Here is a 24,215-nt window from a genome sequence, read left to right as displayed (position 1 = left end):
CGGCGGGAGGGCGGTCAGCCGGCGTTGACGTGCCCCGCGAGCCGACCGTGCAGAGCGGCGGTCGCGGGGTTCATCCCGACGATCTCGGCGTGCTTGCCGTGGTCGGCGTACTTGCGGGTGACGGCGTCGAGCGCGGCGATCGAGGAGGCGTCCCACACGTGCGCGTCGCTGAAGTCGATCGTCACCTCGCGCGGGTCGGTGGCGTAGTCGAACTGCGTCACGAGGTCCCCGGAGGAGGCGAAGAACACCTGGCCGTGGACGGTGTAGACGCCGGGGGCGCTCGCGCGGACCTCGACGAGGTGGGCGACGCGGCGGGCGAAGAGGACGCAGGCCAGCAGCGTCCCGCCGAGGACGCCGTAGGCGAGGTTGTGGGTCAGGAGCACGATGACGACGGTCAGCACCATGACCGAGGTCTCGCTGCGCGGCATGGCCTTGAGCGTCGACGGTTTCACGCTGTGCCAGTCGAAGGCGCCGTAGCAGACGAGGAACATCACGGCGACGAGGACGGCCATCGGGATCTGCGCGACGACGCCGCCGAACCCGACGACGAGCACCAGCAGGAACGCCCCCGCGAGGAACGTCGACAGCCGCGTCCGCGCCCCGGAAACCTTCACGTTGATCATCGTCTGGCCGATGACGGCGCAGCCGCCCATGCCGCCGAAGAGGCCGGTGACGATCTGGGCGGTGCCCTGCCCGATGCACTCCCGCGTCTTCGACGAGCGGGTGTCGGTGAGCTCGTCCACGAGCTGGGCCGTCATGAGTGCCTCCATCAACCCCACGAGCGCGACCCCGACCGAGAACGGGGCGATGGTGCGCAGGGTGTCGAGGGAGAACGGCACGTCGGGCAGCCCGAGCGTCGGCAGCGCGTGCGGCAGCGCACCGTCGTCGCCGACGGTGCGGACGTCGACGTGCAGCACGACGGTGAGGACGGTCAGGACGACGACGGCGATCAGCGGTGCGGGGACCGACCTCACGAACCGCGGCACCACGACCAGCAGTCCGAGGCCGACGAGCAGGACGCCGTACCCGGCGACCCCGGCGTCACGCAGGTTGGGCAGCTGGGCGATGAAGATGGAGATGGCCAGCGCGTTGACGAACCCCGTCGTGACGCTGCGCGGGACGAAGCGCATGAGCCGGGCGACCCCGAGCACGCCCAGGACGATCTGCAGCACCCCGGCCAGCAGGATCGCCGCGACGAGGTAGCCGACGCCGTGGCTGTGCGAGAGGGGCGCGACCACGAGGGCGACGGCGCCGGTGGCGGCCGAGATCATCGCCGGCCGCCCGCCCACGAACGAGCTGGTGACGCCCATGACGAAGGACGAGATCAGCCCGATGCGCGGGTCGACGCCGGCGACGAGGGAGAACGAGATCGCCTCGGGCACCAGGGCCAGGGCCACGACGAGCCCCGCCAGGACCTCGGTGCGCAGCACCCGGACCGAGCGCAGCCACTCCGGACGGCGCAGGCCGGCACGGGGAGCAGCGAGGGCGAGGGGCACCCGCGAACTCTAACCACGCGTCAGAGTGGCCCCGCAGCCTCCTCGGCCGCCGAAGCGCGGAACCACCCGATCAGCGTGTCCCGCCGGCACCTCCACGGCCCTTGCCGCGCAGCTGCGACACCGCGTCGGTGAGCTTGCGCCGCGTCGCGGGGTCCTTCGCGGCGCGCTGCGCCTGCTGGCTCAACCGCTTGCCCTCGGGGGACTTGAGGAAGGCCCCCACCTTGCTGATCAGCCCGGCCACGTCGTCCTCCTGGTGTTCGTCTGCGCTCTGACCGCCCAACGGTGGGGCCGGACGGGCGGTTCCGCTACCCGTGCTTGCGCAGGACGACGGCGACGTCGGTCACCGTGAACAGGAAGTGCCCGGCCCGGGCGGCGCTGCGCAGCCCCTCGATCCAGCCCGCCGCGCGGGCGGTGAGGACCGGGTCGTCGCCGGCGGCGGCCAGGATCCCCGTCGCGACCTTCCACGCCACCGAGTCCTCGTCGAAGCGGCGGTGCGGGTCGGCCCAGGAGTGCACCGACTCGACGGTGAACGGACTCCGCGCCGCGTGCCGCAGCAGCTTCCGGCCCGCGAAACCGTCCCCGCGGGCTCCGCCGCCGGGGACGTGGCCGACGAAGCGGTCGAGGAGTTCACGGGTCAGGGCGTCGTCGTCGCTGGTGAACAGCGCGGTGTCCCAGTCGGAGTGGGCGAGGACGGCGGTGCCCCCGGGGCGCAGCACGCGGTGGACCTCGGCGAGGTGCGCCCCCACGTCGGCGAGGTGCTCGACGGCGTTCAGCGAGACGGCGGCGTCGACCTCGCCGTCGCCCAGCGGCAGGTCCTCGAGACCGGTGATGTGGGCGCGCACCCGGGGGTCGAGGAGCAGGTCGTCGTCGAGGCCGGACCCGACGTCGACGGCGTGGACCAGGCGTGGGTCCCGGGTCAGCAGGGCGCGCGTCGTCCGCCCGCTGCCGCACGCGAGGTCGAGTACCACGGCCCCCTCGACGGCCCCGGCCAACGTCGTGACGTTCTCGAACCGACCCACGCCCGAAGCCTACGATCAGGACCCGCGGAGGTCTCGGAGGCCCGGGGCGTCACGGTCGGTCAAACCCTGTTCGGCCCTGCGTCACGAGGCTGATCCGGACGGTCGAAGATTCCGTGCACGAGCACTCTCACGTTGCGTCAAAGTGTCCCGGTCTCACCTACAGTCGGGACCAGCACCAGGGGTGCACGCATGGCCGGGGGGCGGTGCGGTCGATGGTGACGGGGGTCCTGGCGACGTCTGCCCGGCATCAGTGCCGGCAGCGCCCGCGGTCCCCGTCCGAGGGGGAAGGCGGAGCGACGCAGTGGTGGACACGACGCACACGGAGAGCCCCGCGACCGGCGGGTCTCCGGCGCCGCGCAAGCACGGGCGCCGCAAGGTCATCGGGGCGGGCATCGGAGTCCTCGTGGCCGCCGCCGGCGGCGGGGTGTACTGGGCGACCCGGGACACGAGCGAGCCGATCACCTCGACCCCGACGCCGGCCTGGACGCCCAAGGCGCACGTCGCCGCCTCCGACCTCGACACCAAGTGGGTCGGCGTCCAGACCCACGACGTCGCCGTCGCGACGGAGTTCGGCGACTGGCTGGGCCGTCCGCTCGACGTCGTCGTCGTCTTCAACTCCGACGCGAACTGGGCCGCGATCTCCGGACCGTGGTTCGCGATGGTCCCGGGCGAGGGCCAGGACTGGGGCCAGTGGGTCCGCGACGACCCGGACAACCGCACCCTCGTCGTCTCCACCGGGCTCGTGCCCGCCGACCCGCCGGAGGACTGGCGCGCCCGCGGGGCCGCGGGGGAGTACGACGCGCACTGGACGACGTTCGCGCAGAACCTCGTCTCCAAGGGCCTCGGTTCCTCGATCGTGCGCCTCGGCTGGGAGCTCAACGGCGACTGGTACGCGACCCACTACATCGGTGAGTCGAAGGAGGAGCGCGAGCAGTGGAAGACGTACTTCCGCCGCATCGTGCAGACGATCAGCCTGGTCGAGGGTGCGGCCTTCGAGGTCGACTTCAACATCGCCGAGGGTCAGCAGGACTCCGTGACCATCGACGAGATGTACCCCGGCGACGACTGGGTCGACATCATCGGCGTCGACGTCTACGACTCCTACATCTCCCCGATCGACCCGAGCGCGCGCTGGGAGGAGAAGGACGCGAAGGTCAACAGCCTCTCGGCCGTCATCGCCTTCGCCGCCGCGCACGACAAGCCGATCAGCCTGCCCGAGTGGGCGATGGTCGCCGCCGGGGACACCCAGGGCGGCGGGGACAGCCCGGCGTTCGTCGACCAGATCGCCGACGCCGTCGTGAGTGCCGAGGTCCGCTACCAGGCCTACTTCAACGTCCCCGACGGCGGGGTGGGCATGACCCTGGACGACGCACCCGACGGCAAGGCCGCCTTCCTGAAGAGGTTCGGCGCATCGGGTGACGCCGGGCCGACGCAGTCGTGACCGCGGGTAACCTCGGCGACGTGGTGGGGGCGCAGGAACAGTCGTCAGCGACCGGCGACGGTCCCCGGGCCGGTCGCTTCAGCAGGCTCCGCAGCTCCGGGATGACCCGCAGCCTGTGGAACATCCTCGACCAGGTCGTGGCGAGCGCGAACAACTTCCTCATCCAGTTCGTCATCACCCACGCCTTCACCAAGGACGTCTTCGGCGCCTTCGCGATCGCGTTCTCGGTGTTCTCGATCTCGACGGGGTTCTTCCGGGCGCTGTCGACCTCGCCCGTGAGCATGCGCTTCGCCGACGCCGACGACCGCGAGTTCAGGCGCGCGGCCTCCTCGGCGATCGCCCTGACCGGCGGCGGGGCAGCGGTCCTCGGGGCCGTGCTGGTGCTGATGGGTCTCTTCCTGCCCTTCACCGACGCCCTGTCGCACGTCTTCGTCGCCCTCGGCTTCGTCATGCCCGGGCTGATGCTGCAGGACGCCTGGCGCCAGGTCTTCTTCGCCCGGTTGCGTCCGGCCGCGGCCTGCCTGATCGACGTCAGCTGGGTGGTCCTGCAGCTGGCCGGGATCGGCGTCCTGTTCCTCGTCGTCGACACCAACCACATCTCGGCCTTCACCGCGGTCTGGGGCGGGGCCGCCTACCTCGCGTCGGTGATCGGGATGGCGCTGCTGCACCTGCGGCCGCGGCTCTCGCTGGCGATCGCCTGGCTGCGTGAGCAGTACTCGGTGACGCGCTACCTCGTCCCCGAGTTCGTCATCATCCAGACCGGTGGTCAGCTCGCCCCGATCCTCGCGGCCGTCGTGACGACGGTCGCCGCGGCCGGGTCGCTGCGCGGGGCCAACCTCGTGACCGTCCCGGCCACGATCGTCTCGACCGGGCTCATGAGCTTCGCCGTCCCGGAGCTCGTCCGCCGTCGCGAGCGGATGGACCCGCGCAGCTGGGAGCTCGCCGCCGTCGCGATCTCGGGTCTCGTGGTCGCCGTCAGCGTCGTGTGGGGCGCGGTCATGCTGCTGCTGCCGACCTCGGTCGGGGAACTCATCCTCGACGACACCTGGGCGGGGGCCCGCTCCGTGCTGCTGCCGACCATCGTCGGTCAGGCCGGTTCCGCGGTCACCGTCGGCTGCGCCGCGGTCCTCTACGCCACCGAGGGCGCCAAGGTGACGATGCGCCTGCACCTGGTCTTCGCCCTCTTCCTGGTCGTCCTCTCCACGGCCGGCGCGTTCACCTTCGGCGCGCAGGGCACCGCCTGGGGCATCGCCGCCGCGTTCTGGATCGTGGCCCCGTGGTGGTTCGTGTCCGTCCGCAAGCACGTGCGCAGTCCCGGGTTCGGACTGCCGGTCAGCCCGCCCGTCGCCTGACGACCCCGACGCACGCAGGCCCCGTCCCCCGTCCCCGGTCCCCGGGGACGGGGCCTCCTGCGTCCCCCGTGCGTCGGCGCCGCGCGGGCAGCACGAAGCCCCCTCCGGTCGGGACCGGAGGGGGCTTCGCGGGACGTCGGAGGAGACCGGTCAGACGGCGGCGGGCCGGGGCCCGGCGAGCTCGTCGAGGCGCGGGTCCATCCCGGGACGACGCGGACGGGAGACCGCGGGGGCGCCCGTCGCGACGCTGTCGGCGGGGACGTCCCGGGTCACGACGGCGTTGGCCCCGATGACGGCGCGGTCGCCGACGCGGACGCCACCGAGGACGCAGGCCCCCGCGCCGATGGTGACGTCGTCACCGACGACGGGCTGACCCGGCGTCGAACCGTCGCCGAGGGTGACGTTCTGGTAGATCCGCAGGCCGCGCCCGATGCGGACGTCCGGGCCGATGACGATCCCGGTGGAGTGCATGAGGCAGAGCCCCGGGCCGATCTCGGCGAACGGGGAGATCTCCGCCCCGGCCGAGCGCAGGGTGCGCGCCTGCAGCAGGTGCGCCGCCGGCATGAACCGCGGTGCGACGGCCTGGGCGAGGCGCAGCTGCACGACCGCGCGGACCCGCGGCACCAGCGCGACGCGGGCCACCACGTCGGGCAACCAGGCCCCGGTCGAGCGACCCTGCGGTTCGACCATGTGCTCCAGGTCGCCGCGCAACCGGGCGAGGGGACGACGGCTCAACGGGTTCCTCCGGTCGGGGGGCTGCTCGGGATCCAGGGGGTGGGCCGCGCGGTGCGCAGCTCCGTCTCGTGCTCGCGTTCGAGCTGTCGCCTCTCGCGCGTCGAGAGCTCGGTGCGGCGGCCGACGAAGAGCACGGCCATCGGCAGCAGGACGTAGAAGATGTTGGCCGCCAGGAAGCTCGAGCTCGTCACGGCGTTGAGGAAGATCGCGGCCAGCGCGACGGTCGGCGCGGGGGAACGGCGCACGACGGCGACGTAGAGGAACACCCCGGCGAGCACGGAGGCGGGCACCCCGTACTCGAGGATCAGCTTGACCCCGCCGGCGAAGCTGATCGGCAGCCCCGTCGCGGCGAAGATCTGGTCGGAGATGCGGTCGGCCATCCCCGGCCCGAGGCCCGTCACGATCGACCAGGGGTCGCTGGACCAGCGCTGCAGCAGGTACTCGTAGGGCTGCACGAAGCGCAGGCTCCCGGAGGAGTTCGTCTGACCGGCCTCGCCGGTGCGGCTCAGCAGGATCGGCCCGATCGGCGTGAGCAGCGCGACGACCGCGGCGACCCCCAGCACGATCCCGGCGCGCAGCGCCCACAGCCCGCCCCGGCGCAGCGCGAGGACGACGAGCCCGAAGCCCAGGACCATGAACCCCGTCCCGGTGACGGTGCAGACCAGCGCGACGCCGAAGACGAGGACCCGCCAGTACTGGCGGCCCCGGCTCAGCACCGAGAGCAGGGCCAGGGCCAGGAACTGCGAGAACACCGACGGCTCGACGAACACGAACGCGTTGGCCTTGATGACGGGGGAGCCGTACTCGATCGGGTACGACGTGTTGTAGCCCTGGAAGAGCAGGTTCCCCGGGACGACCTGGCGCACGTAGTCGACGTAGCCCCAGACCCCGGCGAACTGCGTCAGCATCTGCAGGACGCCGATGACGGCGAAGACGAGCATGAACGTCTCGAACCGCTGCTGCACCCGCGGGAAGAGGTGCAGGCGACGTTCGTCGACCCGGAAGCAGAGGGCGGCCCACGTCACCACCAGCAGCATCAGCGAGGTCAGGGCCCCCGTCCCCCGCCAGACGACGTCGACGAGGGCGAAGACCGCCAGTGCGGTCATGGCCAGGACGTAGGTGCGCACCGCGGCACCGTTGTCACGGACCAGACCGTGGTAGGCCAGGTAGCCGAGGACGGCGGCGACGATCGGGATGGTCACCGGGACCGGCGAGCCCAGGGGCAGCGCCACCCGCTGCAGCACGGTGAGCGCCACGATCACGATCGTCATGCCGACCATCACGCGGGCGTCGGCCGTGCTCGTCGTGCGGGGGCCGTCGGAGCGGCGCCGGCGCACGAGACGGGCGTCGGGGTCGAGCGCGTCCGCCGTCGCGGCGGGTACACCCGGGGTGACCCGACGCGGCAGGCCCGGCTGGGCCGGGCGCACCGTCGGGAAGGCCGGCGTGACGCCGGTGCTCCGCTGCAGCGCGTCGCTCACGCGGTCACACCGGCTGTCTGCTCGCTCACGCGTCGTCCCCCCCCGTTCCTCCGGTGCGCCCCCCGACGCAGCCGTTCGCGGTCCCCCCGCGATGCCTCATGCTAGGCGGCGCGACGTCCGGCGAGGGTCGCCTCGGGCCGGTCCGCGCGCCCGTCGGTGGGCCCTCCGTGACAACTTCACACGTTCGCAGCAGTGCCCTCACCCCCGTTCGGCCGCCCGCGTGACAACGCCCGACAAGCCCCGGTGGGAGGTGCAATAGTGGCGCGCGCAGCGGTCGTCGTGTGCCTGATCACACGACGTAGGGGGCACTCAGCACCGGGTAACGGGCGGTGGGGGCCGCGGGTGAAGCCGGGTCGTTGCGTTGAGGGGGGCGCAGTCCTTGCGTCACGTCTGGGAAGGGACTGGTAGTCGGTGACAACGAGCTCGCACGTCCGGAGCGGTTCTGGTGCGTGGGGTGCCATCAGCCGTCAACGCTGGAAGATCCTGGTGGTGGCCGTCCTCATGGCCGTCCTCGGCTACGTCCTGCCGTCGCAGTTGTTGACCCCGTCGTACGCGGCGACGTCGACCATCACGCTGTCGAAGGACCGGCCCTACGACCCGACGACGTCGAACGCGTCCTCGCTGGGCGACCCCACGAAGTGGGCGACCCTGCAGGCCGCGGTCGCCAGCTCCGAGACCGTCCTCTCCGTCGCCCAGGGCACGCTGGCGACCGATCTGCGCTCGACCTTCAAGGACGGCCTCCAGATCGTCGCCGTCGACGAGTCGAACCAGATCACCGTGACCGCGACGGCCACGGACCCCCAGGACGCGGCGACCATCGCCGACGCCGTCGCGACCGCCTACCAGACGGTGAACACGCAGAAGGTGCAGCAGGCCACGACCGCCGCGCTGACCGCCGTGGGCACCGACCGGGCGCAGCAGCAGACGATCAACCTCAACGCCAGCGCCTACGGCAACGGCATCTCGGTGCTCGACGCCGCCACGGTGCCGACCGCCGCGGCACCGCCGTACGCCTGGCAGATCGCGGCCCTGGCCTTCCTCGTCGGCCTCTTCGCCGCCTCCGGGGCCGTGGCGTGGCGCGCGCACCTCAACCAGCGCGTCGACACCCCTCCGCTGGAGGGCATCGCCGAGCTCGGTCGCTGGAACGCCGTCCCGCGCGGTCGCGGCATCGGCGACCAGAACTCCGTGGAGTCCCGCAACGCCGGGATCGTCCTCGTCGGCCTGCAGCACCTGGGCCACCTGCGCACCCCGCGCCTGGAGGTCTCCAGCGTGCTGGTGACCGCCGCCACCGGGAACGCCGGGGCGCTCGCGACCGGTCTGGCCGCCTCCGCGGCCCGGGCCGGGCGCCGGGTCGTGCTGGTCGACGCCGACGAGGGCGGTTCCCGTCTGGCCGCCTTCGGCGCCCCCGTGGCCGGCACCGAGCAGCGCATCCTGCCCGAGCGTCGCTGGAGCGACGAGATTCACCCGTGGGTCATCGGCGGCGGTGCCGTCGTCGGCGTCCTGCCGCTGGACGCCCGCTCGCTGCAGCCGCACGTCGTCGGCGCCGGTGTCCGCCACCTCGTCGAGGCCGGTTACCTGGTGATCTTCGTCGGCGGGTCCGTCGTGAACTCCCCGGTGGCGTTCGCCGTCGCCGGCGAGGTCGACGCCGTGCTCGTCCAGATCGAGGCCGAACCGCGCGCCGAGGTCATCAGCAGGACCCTCGCGCAGCTCTCGATCGCGGCCCCGGCCGTCGTCGCCCAGGTCGTCGTCGGGGACACCGGCAACGGGACGCCGGCCTCCGGCGAGCGCAGCGAACCGCTGCGTCAGCGCCCCGTCGCCCCGCCGCAGCCCCAGACCCCCGAGGTCTCCCGCCGCGGCTGAGCCGTGACGCCCGAAGGGCCCGGTCCCACCTGATCCAGGTGGGGCCGGGCCCTTCGTCGTGCGCCCGGTGGGGTCGGGATCGTTGGCGCCAACCGTGTCACTGAGCGGGATGGTTGGCGCCAACGGTGTCACTCGGCGGGATGGTTGGCGCCAACGATCCCCACCCGCGCGGCTCAGGAGGGGGCGCCGGCAGCAGCGATCTCCTCCCACGGGCCGGGTGCGATCCAGCCGAGCTCCATGTGGGTGGCCAGAGCGGGCTCGGCGCCCAGCAGCACCCGCCGCCGCGAGGGGCGGCGCAGCGAGCGCAGGTCCACCGCCGCGCGCATCCCGAACAGGTACCCGCGCCGCAGCGCCGACCTCCACGCCGCCGTCCCCTCGGCCGGGTCGTGGTGCTCCAGCAGCTCGCGCAGGGTGAAGCGCCGCCGGCCCTGCAGCGTCAGGCAGCTCGCGTAGTCGAAGTTCCCGCCCGAGAGCGCGCACAGCTGCAGCAGCCGCTCGTCCTCGCGGACGGCGCCGACGCGGGCCGCGAAGGTGCTGGTGGTGCTCACCAGCGGCGTCCAGCGCCCCGGCAGGCCCGTGTCCTCGACCTCCGCGCCGTAGGGCGCGAAGTAGTCGGCGTGGGCGTTCGCGGGGTCGCTCACGGCGTCGACCAGGGCCACCAGCGCCTCCGGCCGCCACAGGTAGTCGTCCTCGGCGAGCAGCAGGACGTCCTGCGCCGCCCAGGAGCGGCGACGCGGCAGCGCCAGCGCCGCCAGGTAGCTGCGCCGGTTGGAACCGCCCTCGAAGCCCACCGGGTCGCCCCAGAGCTGCATCAGCTCGAGGCGGTCGCCCGGGACGGGACCGTCGTTGAGGAACACCACCTCGACGTCGGCGTCCGGACGCTGCGCGCGGACCGCGGCCACCGCGGCGCAGAAGGACGCGAGTCCCACCCGCTTGCTGTACCAGGACGGGCGACCCTTGCTGTTCTCCCCGCCGTGCGAGCGGTAGACGACGTGAAGTCTCACCGTCCGATGGTACCGATCAGGGACGTCCCGACGGGGCGCGCGCTCAGCCCGTGATCACCGGACGGGCATGCTCATCGCTGCCCCGGGCCCCCGCGTTACAGGTTCCGGGAAAACTTCTCCTCAAGGATCCCGCCACTCGCACCGATGGGTCAGGTGTCACCCCGAACGGGCCAACACGGTTCCTCCGCCCCCCTCCTGCGGACGGCGCCATGACCACAGCGAGGTTGATCCACCCCATGAGCAAGGTTTCGAAGTTCCTGTTGTCCACGGCCGCCGTCGCCACCGTCGCGAGCGGTCTCACCGCCGCCGGCGTCTCCGCCGCGAACGCGGCCGACAGCGGTGTGGTGCGCGTCAGCACCCTGAAGAGCGCCTTCACCGACTCCGCCGGCAAGGTCTGGAACGCGGACAGCGGTTTCGCCGGCGGCTGGCAGAACCCCAGCACCACCGGCGCCGACATCGCGGGCACCACGAACGACAAGCTGTTCCAGTCCGAGCACTACGGCATGACCGGGTGGAGCGCCCCCGTCGCCAACGGCACCTACAAGGTGACGCTGAAGACCGCCGAGACCTACTGGTCGCAGCGTGGCGCCCGCGTGTTCTCGGTCACCGCGGAGGGTCAGAACGTCATCTCGAACCTCGACATCTTCGCCGAGGTCGGCAAGAACGTCGCCCTGAACAAGTCCTTCACCGTCAAGGTCGACGACGGGACCCTGAACCTCGGGTTCTCCCAGACCCGCAACTACGCCGCCGTGAGCGCGATCCTCGTCGAGAACTCCGGTGCGGTGAGCGCGACGCCGCGCCCGTCGAACTCGACCCCGACGCTGCCTCCGGTGACGACGCCCCCCGTGACGACGCCCCCGGTGACGACGCCCCCGGTGACGACACCTCCGGTGACGACACCTCCCGTGACGACGCCCCCCACCACTCCTCCCGTCACCTCCGGTCCGACCCGGAACGCCTCGGGCCACGAGTGGATGTCCGGTTCCTCGGGCGTCGGTGCGGCCGACGGGCAGTTCGGGAACTGGCGCGGCAGCAACCTCGACATCGTCTCCAGCTGGGCCGGCAACGCCGACAACTCCGCGAACTTCTACACGCTGTGGAAGGGCGCCGAGTACGGGAACTGGAACGGTTCCATGGACATGGCCGTCGGCGGGATCGACTCCGGCGAGACCTGGTCGCAGGCCGCCAGTGGTCGCTACGACGCCCGCTGGGCGGCCTCGCTGACCAAGCTGAAGTCGCTCTGGGCCGGTCGCCAGGGAACCATGTACATCCGCTTCGCCCACGAGATGAACGGCTACTGGTTCTCCTGGAGCGTGAACAAGAACAACTACCAGGACTTCATGGCCTCCTGGAAGCGCTACCGCGCTCTGCAGCAGCAGATCTTCCCCGAGGCGAAGCTCGTCTTCTCGGTGAACAAGGAGTCCAACGGACCGGGCATGAACTGGACGAACTTCTTCCCCGGCAAGCAGTACGTCGACGTCCTCTCGGTCGACTACTACAACAACTGGCCCTACGCGGCCACCGTGGACCAGTTCAACGCCCAGTCCTGGGACAAGGACGGCTACGGCGCCCCCAAGGGCATCAACGCCCACCTCGCCTTCGCGAAGAGCCAGGGTCTGCCGCTGTCGGTGTCGGAGTGGTCGGGCAACGCCGACGACGGTGACTCGCCCGGTTTCGTCCAGGGCATGTACGACTTCTTCAAGACCAACGCCGGGACCGGCGCCGGTCAGCTCGCCTACGAGGTCCAGTTCAACTGCGACATCGACAACCACCGCTGGCTGCTCAACGGCGGATCCCGCATGCCGAACTCGGCGGCGAAGTACAAGGAACTCTTCTGAGTCCTGCCGCGGCGGACCGTCGTCCGACGTGAGAGCGCCCCCGTCGACCAGGGAGACCTGGTCGACGGGGGCGCTCCTGCGTTCCCGGCGGACGCAGCGGTTACTTCAGCCGTTCCATCACGACGCGACCGGCGACACTGGCGCGACCGGTGGTCACTCCCTTGACGTAGGCCCAGTGCTGGTCCGCGCGGTCGGTGCGGCGCAGCGCCCGGCACTGCACGGTCCGCACCGCGTAACCGAGGGCGAGGACGGAACTGATCCCGTTCACGGTCGCGGCGCCGTGGTGGCGTCCGAGGTAGCGACGCATGGCGGCGCCGCGCAGGCGCAGCATCTCCAGGGACGGGGCGCCGGACCCCCCGGCGGCGTGCGGGACGATGACGTCGGTGCGCAGCTTCTCGCGCAGGCCGGCGGCGCGGGCGCTGCGGCCGAACATCATGTCCTCGTTGTAGACGTAGAAGTCCTCGTCGAAGCACCCGAGCGCGAGGAACGTGCTGCGTCGGACGGCCATGCACGCACCCGTCGTCCAGTCGACCTCGAGGAGTTCGCCGGGGGAGGGTTTCGCGTAGAGCCCGGCCCGGGGGAACACCTTGTGCAGGCCCGCGGCGTGGACCAAGGCGCGGGCCGCGGTGGGTTCCCAGCCGCCGACGCCGAGTTCCACCTTCCCGTTGACGCCGGCCATCGTCGCGGCCGAGGCGGCCAGGGTCGCGTCACCGGCGACGTCGGCGACCAGGGTCTGCAGGTGCTCCAGGGTGGGGCGGGAGTCGGGGTTGCCGAACACCACGAACTCGTGGGTCGAGGTCCGCGCCCCCATGTTGGCGGCACGGGCGAAACCCTTCCCGCCGCCGGAGTCGACGTAGCGGGTGTTGCGGCGCTGCGCCGGCAACTGCGACAACCCGTCCACGTCGGAGGCGTTGTCGACTACGACGACGGGGAGCTCCTCGGGCAGGTTCTCGAGGAGGGCGCGGATCTGGTGGGCGCTGCGGTAGCTGACGAGCACCAGTTCCACGTCGTGGGTGAGCACCCCTCCATCGTTCTCGCGGCCCGCGCTCTCCGTCGTCCTGTCCATCGTCCCGCCCCTGGTGTGCGTCACGTCCGAGCTCACGTTCGTCCCCGTCCCCATCGAATCCCCACCGAATCCCCACTCGTCGATCCCCCGTGCCCGCGCGCCGGTGTTCGGCACCCGGGACCGGATGCATCGTCGCCGAGCAGGGCGCCGCGATCCAGTGTGGACCCCCCGGACGGGGACCCGTGAGGGTGACGCAGGGTGGCGAACGGGTGGTTCTGCGAATTCTTCGGCCGGGGTTCTTCTAGAAGAATTAACTCGCTGTAAAACATGTCTCACGCTTTGTCATGGCCTGCGGCGGAACGCTCTCGGAAACGTCGTGAAACTACTGTGCGTGATGAGTAGAACACGTAAGCCGTTGTTGCCTGGCCGGGACGCCCTTGCAAGAATGCGCCGATCACCCCGCGACCAGCGTGGGGACCACGGGGGTGGTGAGGGGGGTCCGACGACCGGCACGGTCGACGGGTCTCACCGGCCTCGACGGCTGTCTTTGGGGGGAACCACGCGTGAAGCTGCGTCGTCCGAGTCCTGCGGTGGGAGCACTCACCGTCATGTCCTTCGCGGGGCACGTCATGTACCCGCTGTACCTGCTGGCCAGCGAGCGCCTCGCGCCGCGCAGTCCGTACCGCCCGAAGCCCGGTGAGGCCGACTGGACGTGGGACGACGTCGACGTCCTCATCCCGGCCTTCGGTGAGTCGAGCATCCTCGCCGAGACCGTCCCGCAGCTGCTGGGCGAGGGCGTGCCGCTGGACCGCATCACCATCGTCGTGGACGAGGACGAGAAGACCCGCGCCGTCGCCGAGGAACTCGGCTGCCGGGTCGACTGGTCCGCGCAGCGCGCCGGCAAGGCCGCCGCGGTCAACCGCGGCATCGAGAACTCCAAGGCCGACATCGTCGTCCTGCTCGACGCGAACGCCTTCGTGCCGGGGGAGGGGCTGCGCGCGCTCATCGACCGCGTCGCCACCGACCTGCACCTCGCGTCCGGGGTCCGCAAGGAGTCCGGGGCCCAGGACGAGGGTCTGTACTGGCGCTACGAGAACTGGATCAAGCAGACCGAGGCCGGTCGCGGTGGGTCCCTCGCGCTCGTCGGTGAGGCCGTGGCGCTGCGTCGGGAGTCCTTCCGGCCCATCCCGAGGTCCGTCCTCAACGACGACCTCTTCCTCGCCTTCGACTTCGCCCGTCGTGGGCTGAACGTCGGCGTGGTGCCGGAGTGCGTGGCCGTCGAGGACTCCGCCCCGCGCAACGACCAGCTCGAGCGCCGCGTGCGCATCATGAGCGGGCAGCTGCGGCTGTTCTGGGGTTTCCGCCGTTCGTTCGTGTCGGGGGACGACAAGTTCCTGCACTTCGCGATGCACAAGGGGTGGCGTTCCACGCTGGGCCCCGCCGCGCAGCTCACGCTGACCGCGGCCTGCCTGGCCCGGCCCCGGAGCCGGTTCAGCCAGGCGTTCCTGCTCGCCGAGGCCGTCTCGGTCGCGGCCTACCTCAAGGGCGACAAGCTCCAGGGCAGGGCGGCGGCTCCGTTGCGGGTCCTCGGTCAGGCCGTCGGGATGCCGCCGGTCATCTTCGCCCTGTCCATCCCGCGGGCGCTCGGCCGTTCGCGCAGCGGAGCCTGGAAGAAGCGCAGCAGGTGAGTTCTCCCCGCACCGCCTGGGTGGTCGCCAAGCAGCTCCCCGCGAGCACGGACTCCGGTGGGCGCCAGCGCATCCGGGCCGTGATCGACGTGTACGCGCAGGTGTTCGACGAGGTCCACGTGGTGGGTTTCGACACCTGGCCCGGGTGGCGCGAGGTGCTGCCGGGGCACGTGACGGTCCACGAGGTCGCGGCCCCGCGGCCCACGCCCGCCGCGGTCCTGAAGGGCTCGCTGTTCGCGGGGAAGTGGTTCTCGCGCCGGATCCACGACCTGCTCGCGATCGGTGTCCGCTCCGGCGACGTCGTGCACGTCGACTTCCCGCAGATGGCGGTCAACGTGCCGGCCGACGTGCGCATCGACGTCCTCGACCTGCACAACGTCGAGTCCGACCTCATCGCCCGCAGGTTGCGCACCGAGAAGCCGCTCGCGGCCAGGGTGCTCGCCCCCGAGGTGGCGCGCTTCGCCCGGTTCGAGTTCGCGACGGCGCGCCGCGCCGAGCACGTCACGGCCTGCAGCCGACGGGACCAGGAGGTCCTCGCCGCCCGCGGGATCGCCAGCACCTTCGTGCCCAACGGCGTCACGAGCGCGCGGCACGTGCCGACGCTCCCGCCGGGTGCGCGGACGGCGCTGTTCGTCGGTGCCCTCGACTACGGCCCCAACAAGGCCGCGCTGCGCTGGTTCCTCGACGAGGTCTGGCCGAAGGTCCTGGCCGGCGTCCCGCAGGCGAGGTTCCTCGCGGTGGGTCGCGGGCTGAGCGCCGCGCACCCGCGTCCGGCCGGTGAGCCGGACGGGGTGGAGTTCCACTCCGACGTCGCCTCCGTCGACCCGTTCTACGAGCAGGCCGACGTGTGCGTCGTGCCGTTGCTCTCGGGGGGCGGGACGAAGATCAAACTCGTGGAGGCGCTGTCCCGCGGCCGGGCCGTCGTCACCACCAGCCTGGGGCTGGAGGGGCTGGAGGAGCACCGTGCGGTGCTCCGCGTCGCCGACGGTGCGGACGCGTTCGCCGCGGCCCTGGTCGAGTTGTTCACCGACCTGGAGCAGGCGGCCGAGCTCGGCGCGGCCGCCGCCGACGTGGCGCAGTCGTTCTCGTGGGAGACCGCGATGACTCCGCTGCGTGACGTGTTGTCTGCTCTTCGTGGTGTTTGAGGCGCAAGAGAGGGGCGTTAGCCCACTCCGGCGAAGTTCACGCTCCGTGTTCGTGGTGCTGTAGTAGCCTCGCGACAGCACCTCGACGGGGAAACCGGTGGCACGGATTCGTGGGGGGTTCGGACCGCCACCGGTGAACGTTCCCCTCGCACCACGGGTGACTTCCCCCACGTGTGACGCCGCCTCCCCGACGAGGTGGGGCAGGCGTCGACGAGACGCAACCGATCCGGTTCCGAGTGAGGGAAAGACATGACCGAAACCGCCAGCACGTCGCAGACGCCCGTGTCCGAGATCCCCGTCGTCATCCTCTGCGGTGGCATGGGCACCCGACTGCGCGAGGCCAGCGAGAAGCTGCCGAAGCCGCTGGTGGACATCGGCGGTCGCCCGATCCTCTGGCACATCATGAAGCTCTACAGCTCCTACGGGTTCCGCAAGTTCGTCCTGTGCCTGGGCTACAAGAGCGACATGATCAAGCGCTACTTCCTCGACTACCGGCTCAACGCCGGTGACTTCACGCTGAACCTGTCCACCCAGGACGACCCGACCTTCCACACCAACGGTGTGCAGGAGGACTGGGAGATCACCTTCGTCGAGACCGGTCTGACCACCGCGACCGCGGCCCGCATCAAGCGCGTCGAGCAGCACCTGACCGCCGACAAGTTCGTCCTGACCTACGGCGACGGCCTCGGCGACGTCGACATCGCCAAGACCCTGCGCGACCACGAGGCCGGCGGCCGCCTGGCCACCGTGACCGCGGTGCACCCGAGCTCCCGCTACGGCGAGATGCACGTCACCGGCGACACCGTCACCGAGTTCAACGAGAAGCCGACGCTGGCCGACGGCTGGGTCAACGGTGGGTTCTTCGTCTTCGACCGCGCCTTCGCGGACAAGTACCTCGAGGACGACCCGGACATGATGCTCGAGCAGAAGCCGCTGCAGACCGTCGCCCGCGACGGTCAGCTGACGGTCTCCCACCACGAGGGCTACTGGCTGGGCATGGACACCTTCCGGGAGTGGACCGAGTTCAACAAGCTCTGGGACTCCGGCAAGGCGCCGTGGAAGACCTGGGAAGACTGAGAAGCCCCCCTTCTAGGAACCGGAGAACTGCTGTGAAGATCGTCGTCACCGGGACCGAGGGTTACCTCGGCGCCCTGCTCGCCCCCACCCTGCTCGAGTCCGGCCACTCGGTGCTCGGCATCGACACCGGCTACTACAAGCAGGGCTGGCTCTACAACGGCGTCACCGCCTCGGTCGAGACCCTGGCCAAGGACATCCGCCACGTCACCGTCGAGGACCTCGCGGGCGCCGACGCCGTCGTGCACATGGCGGAGCTGTCCAACGACCCCCTCGGTGAGCTGATCCCCGACGTCACCTACGTGGTGAACCACAGGGGCTCGGTCCGCCTCGCCGAGATCGCCAAGCAGGCGGGGGTGCAGCGCTTCGTCTACATGTCGAGCTGCTCCGTCTACGGCGTGGCCGAGGACACCGTCGACGAGACCTCCGCGGTCAACCCGCAGACGGCCTACGCCGAGTGCAAGGCCCTCGTCGAACGCGACGTCGCGCCGCTGGCCGACGACGACTTCTCGCCGGTGTTCATGCGCAACGCGACCGCCTACGGCGCCTCGCCCCGTCAGCGCTTCGACATCGTGCTGAACAACCTCGCCGGCCTCGCCTACACCACCGGCAAGATCGCCATGACCTCCGACGGTTCGCCCTGGCGCCCGCTGGTCCACGGCCTCGACATCGCCAAGTCGATCCGCGCGGTGCTCGACGCCCCGCGCGAGGCGATCCACAACCAGATCTTCAACGTGGGCGACTCCGAGCAGGTCTACCGCGTCCGCGAGATCGCCGAGGCCGTCGGCCGCGCGCTGCCCGAGGCCGAGATCACCTTCGGCGCCAGCAACAACGGCGACAACCGCAGCTACAAGGTGAACTTCGACAAGATCCACTCGACCCTCGAGGGCTTCTCCTGCGACTGGAACGCCGACAAGGGCGCCCAGCAGCTCATCGACGTCTTCAAGGCGATCGACCTCGACGAGGCGACCTTCACCGGCAAGGGGCACACCCGCCTCAAGCAGCTCGAGCACCTCATCCGCACCGAGCAGCTGGACAAGGAACTCTTCTGGCGCACGCAGCCGGTCTCGGGGATCGCCAAGTGAAGATCCAGACCACGCACATCGAGGGCGTCGCGATCATCGACCTCGAGGAGCGCGCGGACGACCGCGGGTTCTTCGCCCGGTCCTTCTGCCGCGACGAGTTCCTCGAAGCCGGCCTGAACCCGGCCGTCGAGCAGTGCAACCTGTCCTTCAACCACAAGGCCGGGACGCTGCGCGGGATGCACACCCAGGTCGACCCGGCCCCGGAGGCGAAGCTGGTGCGCTGCACCGCCGGCGCCATCCAGGACATCATCGTCGACCTGCGCCCGGACTCCCCGACGCGGTTCCAGCACGTCGCGGTGGAGCTCTCCGCCGCGAACCGTCGTGCGCTCTACGTCCCGGAGTACTTCGCCCACGGGTACCTCACGCTGACCGACGGCGCCGAGGTCACCTACCAGGTGAGCCAGAGCTACACCCCGGGCACCGAACGCGGCCTGCGCTTCGACGACCCCGAGCTCGCCCTGCCCTGGGTGCGCGACGTGGCCGTCATCAGCGACAAGGACGCGTCCTGGACGCTGCTCGCGGACGGGGCGGTGCTCTCTTGATCATCGTCGACAAGGCGCTCCAGCAGCGCCAGGCCGAGGGGCGCCCCATCCGGGTCGCGCTCGTCGGTGCCGGGTTCATGGGCCGGGGCTTCGTCAACCAGGTCGTGAACTCCGTGCCCGGCATGGAACTCGTCGCGATCGCCAACCGGACCGTGTCGAAGGCCCGTGACGCCTACGAGCAGGCCGGGGTCACCGGCGTGGTCGAGGCCGACGACGCCGCCGCCGTGGACCGGGCCATCTCCCGGGGTCAGGCCGTCGTCTCCTCCTCCTACGAGGCCGTCGTCGACGCCGGGCAGGTCGAGGCCGTCGTCGAGGCGACCGGGAACACCGAGTACGGCGCGCACGTCGTCGTCCGCGCGATCGAGGCGGGCAAGCACATCGTCCTGCTCAACGCCGAGGTCGACGGGACCGCCGGCCTCGCGCTGCGCACCCGAGCCGAGAAGGCCGGGGTCATCTACACCGGCTGCGACGGCGACCAGCCCGGCGTCCAGATGAACCTCATCCGCTTCGTGCGCTCCATCGGCGTCACGCCGCTGGTGTCGGGGAACATCAAGGGCCTGCAGGACGAGTACCGCAACCCCACCACCCAGGAGGGGTTCGCCAAGCAGTGGGGTCAGGACCCCTACATGGTGACGAGCTTCGCCGACGGCACGAAGGTGTCGTTCGAGCAGGCGCTGGTCGCCAACGCGGCGGGGTTCTCGATCGAGAAGCGCGGCATGCGCGGGGCCGACCACCGCGGTCACGTCGACGAGCTGACGACCATGTACGACGTCGACCAGCTGAAGGAACTCGGCGGCGTCGTCGACTACGTCGTGGGGTCCAAGCCGGGCCCCGGCGTCTACGTCCTCGGCACCCACGACGACCCGAAGCAGCAGCACTACCTGAACCTGTACAAGCTCGGCACCGGGCCGCTGTACTCGTTCTACACGCCGTACCACCTGTGCCACTTCGAGGTCCCCCTCACGGTGGCCCGCGCGGTGCTGTTCGCCGACGCCACGATCGTCCCCGGTGACGAGGTGAAGGTCGAGGTCGTCACCACGGCCAAGACCGACCTCGCCGCGGGCCGGGAGATCGACCGCCTCGGCGGGTACGACACCTACGGGGTGGCCGAGACCTACGCGGCCACCAGGGCGCAGAACCTGCTGCCGATGGGTGTCGCCGAGGGCTGCGTCCTCAAGAACGACGTGAAGAAGGACCAGGTCCTGACCTACGACGACGTGATCCTGCCGGAAGGCCGTCTCATCGACGCCCTCCGCGCGGAACAGGCCGCCCTCCTCGGGAACTGACCCCCGTCGGCCCCGGGTTCGGGTCGTGGACGCATCGTGCCGAACCTACGGGTGCGGTGCGTCCACGACCCGAACCCGGGGCCGTCGTGCGTCCGGGGCCGGAGGGTTAGGGTTCCGGACGTGAACTCCGCAGGCAGGCTCGACGTCGCCGTGGTCGGCGCAGGCCGGGTCGGGCCCGTCCTGGGGGCCGCGTTGCGGGCCGCGGGACACCGGATCACCGGCATCTCCGCGCGGACCCGGGCGAACGCCGAACGCGTCGAGGCCCTGCTGCCCGACGTCCCCTGGATCGAACCGGCCGACGCGTTCGCGGCCGACCTCGTCCTGTTCGCCGTGCCCGACGACGTCCTCGGACCGCTCGTCACCCGGCTCGCCCGCAACGTCCGGGCCGGTCAGCTCGTCGTGCACACCAGCGGTCTGCACGGCACCGGGGTCCTCGACCCCGCCGCCGCGAACGGGGCGCTCCCGCTCGCGCTGCACCCCGCCATGACCTTCACCGGGACCTCGCTGGACCTGCAACGCCTCCTCGGGGCGGCCGTGGCGGTCACCAGCTCCGCCGTCCTCGCGCCCGTCGCCGACGCCATCGTCCGCGAGTGGGGCGCGTCCCCCGTCGCGGTCGCCGACGCGGAACGCGCGCTCTACCACGCCGCCCTGGCCCACGGGTCGAACCACCTGGTCACCCTCGTCGCGCAGGCCCTGGACGCGGCCCGCGCCGCGGTGGGCGACAACGCCGAACGGGTCCTGCGCCCCTTGCTGCAGGCCGCCCTCGAGAACGTGCTCGCCCACGGCGACGAGGCCCTCACCGGCCCGGTCGCCCGGGGCGACGCGGGGACCGTCGCGACCCACCTGCGGGTCCTCACCGACCACGACCCGCGGACCGCGGCCACCTACGTCCAGCTGGCGGGGGTCGCGACCGACCGGGCGCAGGCGTCGGGCAGGCTGACCGCCGCGCTCGCCGACGCCGTGCGCACGCAACTGCACCGAACTGGAGAACCGTGAGCCTCACCGTCACCCGGACCCGTGCCGAACTCGCCGCGGCCCGCTCGGCCCTCGACGGGCCCGTCGCCGTCGTCATGACGATGGGCGCGCTGCACGCCGGGCACGCGGAGCTCATCGCCGAAGCTCGCCGCCGCGCCCCGTCCGTCCTCGTCACGATCTTCCTCAACCCCCTGCAGTTCGGGGCGGGGGAGGACCTGGCCCGCTACCCGCGCACCCTCGACGACGACCTGCGCCTGGCCGAGGCGGCCGGTGCGGACGTCGTGTTCGCCCCCGGCCCCGACGTCGTCTACCCCGACGGTGACCCCGGCGTCCGGGTCGCCGCCGGACCGCTCGGCACGGTCCTCGAGGGAGCGAGTCGTCCCGGCCACTTCGACGGCGTCCTGACCGTCGTCGCGAAGATGTTCCACCTCACCCGCGCCGACCTCGCGTTCTTCGGTCAGAAGGACGCCCAGCAGTTGCTGCTCGTGCGCCGGATGGTGCGCGACCTCGACCTCGGGGTGGACGTCGTCGCCGTCCCCACCGTGCGCGAGGGGGACGGTCTGGCCATGTCGAGCCGCAACCGCTACCTGACCCCCTTCGACCGCGAGGTCGCGCTGGTGTTGCAGAAGGCGCTCACGGCCGGGGCGGCCGCCGCGAGCGAGGGGCCCAGTGCCGTCCGCCGGGCCGCGCGCGACGTCCTCGTCGCCGAACCCGCCGCCCGTGTCGACTACCTCGCCCTCGTCGACCCGCTCGACCTCGCCGACGTGCGCGAGCACTACCGCGGGGACGCGCTGCTCGCCGTGGCGGCCCGGGTGGGTTCGACGCGCCTGATCGACAACGTCCCCCTCGTCGTGGGCCGACCCGACAACTGATCCCGACTAACCTGGAGGCGTGAGCGACACGCAGGCCCCGGACCAGACCGACGCGGCGCAGGGTCCCGACGAGGACTTCGACGACGCCCCCGAACAGGTGCGGGTCCGGCGGGAGAAGCGCGACCGCATCCTCGCCGCGGGAGGTGAGGCGTACCCCGTCTCGGTGCCCCGCACCGGTTCCCTCGCCCAGCTGCGCGAGCAGTACGCCCACCTCGAGGCGGGCGAGGAGACGACCGACCAGGTCGGGATCACCGGGCGCGTGGTGTTCCTGCGCGGCACCGGGAAACTGGTGTTCGCGACCCTGCAGGAGGGGGACGGCACCCGGCTGCAGGCCATGGTCTCGCGCGACGGCGTCGGCGAGGACGCGCTCGCGGCGTGGAAGTCCGACGTCGACCTCGGCGACATCGTCTTCGTGCACGGCAACGTCATCTCCTCCAAGCGGGGGGAACTCTCGGTGCTCGCCGATTCCTGGCTGATGGCCTCGAAGTCGTTGCGTCCCTTGCCCGTCCTGCACAAGGAACTGTCCGAGGAGACCCGCGTCCGGCAGCGCTACGTCGACCTCATCGTCCGCGAGGCGGCCCGCACGAACGTCCGGGCGCGCTCGAACGTCGTCCGTGCGGTGCGCCGGACGCTGGAGGACCGCGGGTTCCTCGAGGTCGAGACGCCGATGCTGCAGACCCTGCACGGCGGGGCCAGTGCGCGCCCGTTCGTGACGCACTCGAACGCGTTCGACACCGACCTCTACCTGCGCATCGCGCCGGAGCTGTTCCTCAAGCGCTGCGTCGTCGGCGGCATCGAACGCGTCTTCGAGATCAACCGGAACTTCCGCAACGAGGGCGCCGACTCCACCCACTCGCCCGAGTTCGCGATGCTCGAGACCTACCAGGCCTGGGGCGACTACGACTCGATCGGCCGGCTCACGCAGGACCTCATCCAGAACGCCGCCACCGAGGCGTTCGGGACCCAGCAGGTCACCCTCGCCGACGGTTCGGCCTACGACCTCGGCGGGGAGTGGGCCGCCATCTCCATGTACCCCTCGCTCTCGGAGTCCCTGGGGGAGGAGATCACCCCGGAAACCTCCCGGGAACACCTCCTCGCCGTGGCGGAACGCCTGGGAATCAGCGTCGACGCGGTGCGCTGGACCCACGGAAAGCTCGTCGAGGAACTCTGGGAACACCGGATCGCTGATTCCCTGCATTCCCCGACGTTCGTCCGCGACTTCCCCGTCGAAACGTCGCCGTTGGTGCGTGCGCACCGGGAGCTCCCAGGTGTCGTGGAGAAGTGGGACCTCTACGTCCGCGGATTCGAGCTCGCCACCGGGTATTCCGAGCTCGTCGACCCCGTCGTGCAGCGGGAACGGTTCGTGGAACAGGCCCGCCTCGCCGACCTCGGCGACGACGAGGCCATGCGCATCGACGAGGACTTCCTGCAGGCCCAGGAGCACGGGATGCCGCCGACGGGCGGCATGGGCATGGGCATCGACCGCCTCCTGATGGCCTTCACCGGCCTCGGGATCCGCGAAACCATCACGTTCCCGCTGGTCAAGCCCCGCTGAACGCAGGACGCCGGAGTGGCCCGGCGGACGTAAGCTTGCGGTCGTGGACTACCTCGCCGCCCTGCTGCCGTCCGTCGGGCTCTGCGCCCTGTTCGCGCTGCTGATGCGGTCGATCCTGCACGCCGACCGGCGTGAACGGGCGGCCGAGGCGAAGGTCCGGGCCGAGGGCCGCGCGAAGGCGGAAAGCGCGAACGGCGCCGACCGGCCTTCCTGAACGTCTTTTCCCTTTCTCGCGAGTTGATTTGACCCGGTGCGTCGGAATGCGTCAGAGTGACGCAGGTCCCGCGCACTTTCGCGTTCGGGCGCTGATTCTTCGTGAAAGGTTGCCCACTCATGGCGCAGAAGGTGCAGGTCCTCCTCGTCGACGACATCGACGACGGTGACGCCTCGGAGACGTTGACCTTCTCCCTCGACGGGGTCAACTACGAGATCGACCTCTCCGACGAGCACGCCTCGGCGCTGCGCGAGGCCTTCGCCCCCTGGGTCGGGCACGCCCGCCGAGTCAGCGGTCGCGCCGCCGGCGGTCGCCGTTCGAGCACGCCGCGTCCCGCCGCCGCCGCGAAGCCCGCCGGCAGCGGTCCCGACCGCGACACCGGCGAGGTCCGCACCTGGGCCCGTGAGAACGGCTACACGGTCTCCGACCGCGGCCGCATCTCCGCCGAGATCCTCCAGGCCTACGACGACGCCCACTAGCAGGGAGCGCCGCTGACGCGCGGCGCCCCACCCGTTCGAACGGAAGGCTCCCGCCCTCGTGCCGCGCACGG

Annotated in this window: 22 protein-coding genes; 15 read left to right on the top strand and 7 right to left on the bottom strand. The window is 71.3% G+C overall.

Going from position 1 to position 24,215, the window contains the following annotated elements; all coding sequences use genetic code 11:
* Positions 1 to 14: 14 nt before the first annotated feature.
* From AC0I8G_RS19915 to AC0I8G_RS19905, 3 genes are all read right to left on the bottom strand, one after another.
* A complete protein-coding gene (locus tag AC0I8G_RS19915) occupies positions 15 to 1,496 on the bottom strand; it encodes a SulP family inorganic anion transporter (RefSeq protein ID WP_471731485.1) in 1,482 nt (493 codons plus the stop codon).
* Between the two features lie 70 nt (positions 1,497 to 1,566).
* On the bottom strand, positions 1,567 to 1,737 hold the full coding sequence (locus tag AC0I8G_RS19910) for a hypothetical protein (RefSeq protein ID WP_471731484.1): 171 nt from the start codon (positions 1,735 to 1,737) through the stop codon (positions 1,567 to 1,569).
* A gap of 64 nt (positions 1,738 to 1,801) precedes the next feature.
* Positions 1,802 to 2,515 carry a methyltransferase domain-containing protein gene (locus AC0I8G_RS19905; protein WP_471731483.1) on the bottom strand — a complete coding sequence of 238 codons (714 nt, stop codon included), beginning with the start codon at positions 2,513 to 2,515 and terminating at the stop codon, positions 1,802 to 1,804.
* Between the two features lie 304 nt (positions 2,516 to 2,819).
* Here AC0I8G_RS19905 and AC0I8G_RS19900 point away from each other — a divergent pair, with 304 nt between their 5' ends.
* Positions 2,820 to 3,956 (top strand): glycosyl hydrolase, encoded by a 1,137-nt coding sequence (locus tag AC0I8G_RS19900; protein ID WP_471731482.1) that lies wholly within the window; start codon positions 2,820 to 2,822, stop codon positions 3,954 to 3,956.
* Positions 3,957 to 4,057: 101 nt separating this feature from the next.
* Positions 4,058 to 5,308, top strand: a complete 1,251-nt coding sequence (locus AC0I8G_RS19895; protein ID WP_471731481.1) for a hypothetical protein — start codon at positions 4,058 to 4,060, stop codon at positions 5,306 to 5,308.
* Between the two features lie 150 nt (positions 5,309 to 5,458).
* Here the strand turns inward: AC0I8G_RS19895 and AC0I8G_RS19890 are convergent, their stop codons facing one another.
* A complete protein-coding gene (locus tag AC0I8G_RS19890; protein WP_471731480.1) occupies positions 5,459 to 6,043 on the bottom strand; it encodes a serine O-acetyltransferase in 585 nt (194 codons plus the stop codon).
* Entirely contained in the window at positions 6,040 to 7,521 is a 1,482-nt protein-coding gene (locus AC0I8G_RS19885; RefSeq protein WP_471731479.1) for a hypothetical protein, read from the bottom strand. The genes AC0I8G_RS19890 and AC0I8G_RS19885 overlap by 4 nt, the downstream gene beginning before the upstream one ends.
* A 489-nt stretch (positions 7,522 to 8,010) precedes the next feature.
* Between AC0I8G_RS19885 and AC0I8G_RS19880 the strand changes: the two genes are divergently transcribed.
* Positions 8,011 to 9,381, top strand: a complete 1,371-nt coding sequence (locus AC0I8G_RS19880) for a YveK family protein (RefSeq protein ID WP_471731478.1) — start codon at positions 8,011 to 8,013, stop codon at positions 9,379 to 9,381.
* Positions 9,382 to 9,554: 173 nt separating this feature from the next.
* Here AC0I8G_RS19880 and AC0I8G_RS19875 read toward each other — a convergent pair whose 3' ends face one another.
* Positions 9,555 to 10,385: a hypothetical protein gene (locus tag AC0I8G_RS19875; protein WP_471731477.1), complete on the bottom strand. Its 831-nt coding sequence runs from the start codon at positions 10,383 to 10,385 to the stop codon at positions 9,555 to 9,557.
* A gap of 236 nt (positions 10,386 to 10,621) precedes the next feature.
* Between AC0I8G_RS19875 and AC0I8G_RS19870 the strand changes: the two genes are divergently transcribed.
* Positions 10,622 to 12,223: a malectin domain-containing carbohydrate-binding protein gene (locus tag AC0I8G_RS19870; RefSeq protein WP_471731476.1), complete on the top strand. Its 1,602-nt coding sequence runs from the start codon at positions 10,622 to 10,624 to the stop codon at positions 12,221 to 12,223.
* 100 nt (positions 12,224 to 12,323) lie between these two features.
* Here the strand turns inward: AC0I8G_RS19870 and AC0I8G_RS19865 are convergent, their stop codons facing one another.
* The gene (locus AC0I8G_RS19865) at positions 12,324 to 13,289 is read right to left on the bottom strand and encodes a glycosyltransferase family 2 protein (RefSeq protein WP_471731475.1); all 966 of its coding nucleotides are present in this window, start codon (positions 13,287 to 13,289) and stop codon (positions 12,324 to 12,326) included.
* A 530-nt stretch (positions 13,290 to 13,819) separates the two neighbouring features.
* On the opposite strand from AC0I8G_RS19865, the gene AC0I8G_RS19860 reads away from it, so the two are divergent.
* From AC0I8G_RS19860 to AC0I8G_RS19810, 11 genes are all read left to right on the top strand, one after another.
* Positions 13,820 to 14,917, top strand: coding sequence for a glycosyltransferase (locus AC0I8G_RS19860; RefSeq protein ID WP_380258181.1), 1,098 nt, complete (start codon positions 13,820 to 13,822; stop codon positions 14,915 to 14,917).
* Positions 14,914 to 16,062 (top strand): glycosyltransferase, encoded by a 1,149-nt coding sequence (locus AC0I8G_RS19855; RefSeq protein WP_471731474.1) that lies wholly within the window; start codon positions 14,914 to 14,916, stop codon positions 16,060 to 16,062. The genes AC0I8G_RS19860 and AC0I8G_RS19855 overlap by 4 nt, the downstream gene beginning before the upstream one ends.
* A gap of 249 nt (positions 16,063 to 16,311) precedes the next feature.
* Positions 16,312 to 17,139, top strand: a complete 828-nt coding sequence (locus AC0I8G_RS19850; RefSeq protein WP_471731473.1) for a glucose-1-phosphate cytidylyltransferase — start codon at positions 16,312 to 16,314, stop codon at positions 17,137 to 17,139.
* A gap of 32 nt (positions 17,140 to 17,171) precedes the next feature.
* Entirely contained in the window at positions 17,172 to 18,221 is a 1,050-nt protein-coding gene (locus tag AC0I8G_RS19845; protein ID WP_471731472.1) for an NAD-dependent epimerase/dehydratase family protein, read from the top strand.
* Positions 18,218 to 18,763 (top strand): dTDP-4-dehydrorhamnose 3,5-epimerase family protein, encoded by a 546-nt coding sequence (locus AC0I8G_RS19840; RefSeq protein ID WP_328294512.1) that lies wholly within the window; start codon positions 18,218 to 18,220, stop codon positions 18,761 to 18,763. The genes AC0I8G_RS19845 and AC0I8G_RS19840 overlap by 4 nt, the downstream gene beginning before the upstream one ends.
* On the top strand, positions 18,760 to 20,049 hold the full coding sequence (locus tag AC0I8G_RS19835) for an NAD(P)H-dependent oxidoreductase (RefSeq protein ID WP_471731471.1): 1,290 nt from the start codon (positions 18,760 to 18,762) through the stop codon (positions 20,047 to 20,049). The genes AC0I8G_RS19840 and AC0I8G_RS19835 overlap by 4 nt, the downstream gene beginning before the upstream one ends.
* A gap of 120 nt (positions 20,050 to 20,169) precedes the next feature.
* Positions 20,170 to 21,045: a Rossmann-like and DUF2520 domain-containing protein gene (locus tag AC0I8G_RS19830; RefSeq protein ID WP_380258189.1), complete on the top strand. Its 876-nt coding sequence runs from the start codon at positions 20,170 to 20,172 to the stop codon at positions 21,043 to 21,045.
* Positions 21,042 to 21,896 (top strand): pantoate--beta-alanine ligase, encoded by an 855-nt coding sequence (panC, locus tag AC0I8G_RS19825; protein ID WP_328294515.1) that lies wholly within the window; start codon positions 21,042 to 21,044, stop codon positions 21,894 to 21,896. Before AC0I8G_RS19830 ends, panC begins: the two co-directional genes overlap by 4 nt.
* Before the next feature lie 19 nt (positions 21,897 to 21,915).
* Positions 21,916 to 23,451 (top strand): lysine--tRNA ligase, encoded by a 1,536-nt coding sequence (lysS, locus tag AC0I8G_RS19820; protein WP_380258193.1) that lies wholly within the window; start codon positions 21,916 to 21,918, stop codon positions 23,449 to 23,451.
* A 43-nt stretch (positions 23,452 to 23,494) separates the two neighbouring features.
* Positions 23,495 to 23,665 (top strand): hypothetical protein, encoded by a 171-nt coding sequence (locus AC0I8G_RS19815; protein WP_471731470.1) that lies wholly within the window; start codon positions 23,495 to 23,497, stop codon positions 23,663 to 23,665.
* 119 nt (positions 23,666 to 23,784) lie between these two features.
* Complete coding sequence (locus AC0I8G_RS19810; RefSeq protein ID WP_380258195.1) at positions 23,785 to 24,144, top strand: histone-like nucleoid-structuring protein Lsr2; 360 nt, start codon at positions 23,785 to 23,787, stop codon at positions 24,142 to 24,144.
* Positions 24,145 to 24,215 lie beyond the last annotated feature (71 nt).

This window comes from Kineococcus sp. AC630 (assembly GCF_979255925.1).
The sequence above is the reverse complement of the archived record's forward strand: the minus strand, read 5'-3'. Positions and strand labels throughout refer to the sequence as shown.

Bases quoted from the DNA above. Each gene is read 5' to 3' on its own strand.
- AC0I8G_RS19850 (WP_471731473.1), top strand. From the start codon at position 16,312: ATGACCGAAACCGCCAGCACGTCGCAGACGCCCGTGTCCGAGATCCCC.
- AC0I8G_RS19895 (WP_471731481.1), top strand. From the start codon at position 4,058: ATGACCCGCAGCCTGTGGAACATCCTCGACCAGGTCGTGGCGAGCGCG.
- AC0I8G_RS19865 (WP_471731475.1), bottom strand. From the start codon at position 13,289: ATGGACAGGACGACGGAGAGCGCGGGCCGCGAGAACGATGGAGGGGTG.
- AC0I8G_RS19810 (WP_380258195.1), top strand. From the start codon at position 23,785: ATGGCGCAGAAGGTGCAGGTCCTCCTCGTCGACGACATCGACGACGGT.
- AC0I8G_RS19870 (WP_471731476.1), top strand. From the start codon at position 10,622: ATGAGCAAGGTTTCGAAGTTCCTGTTGTCCACGGCCGCCGTCGCCACC.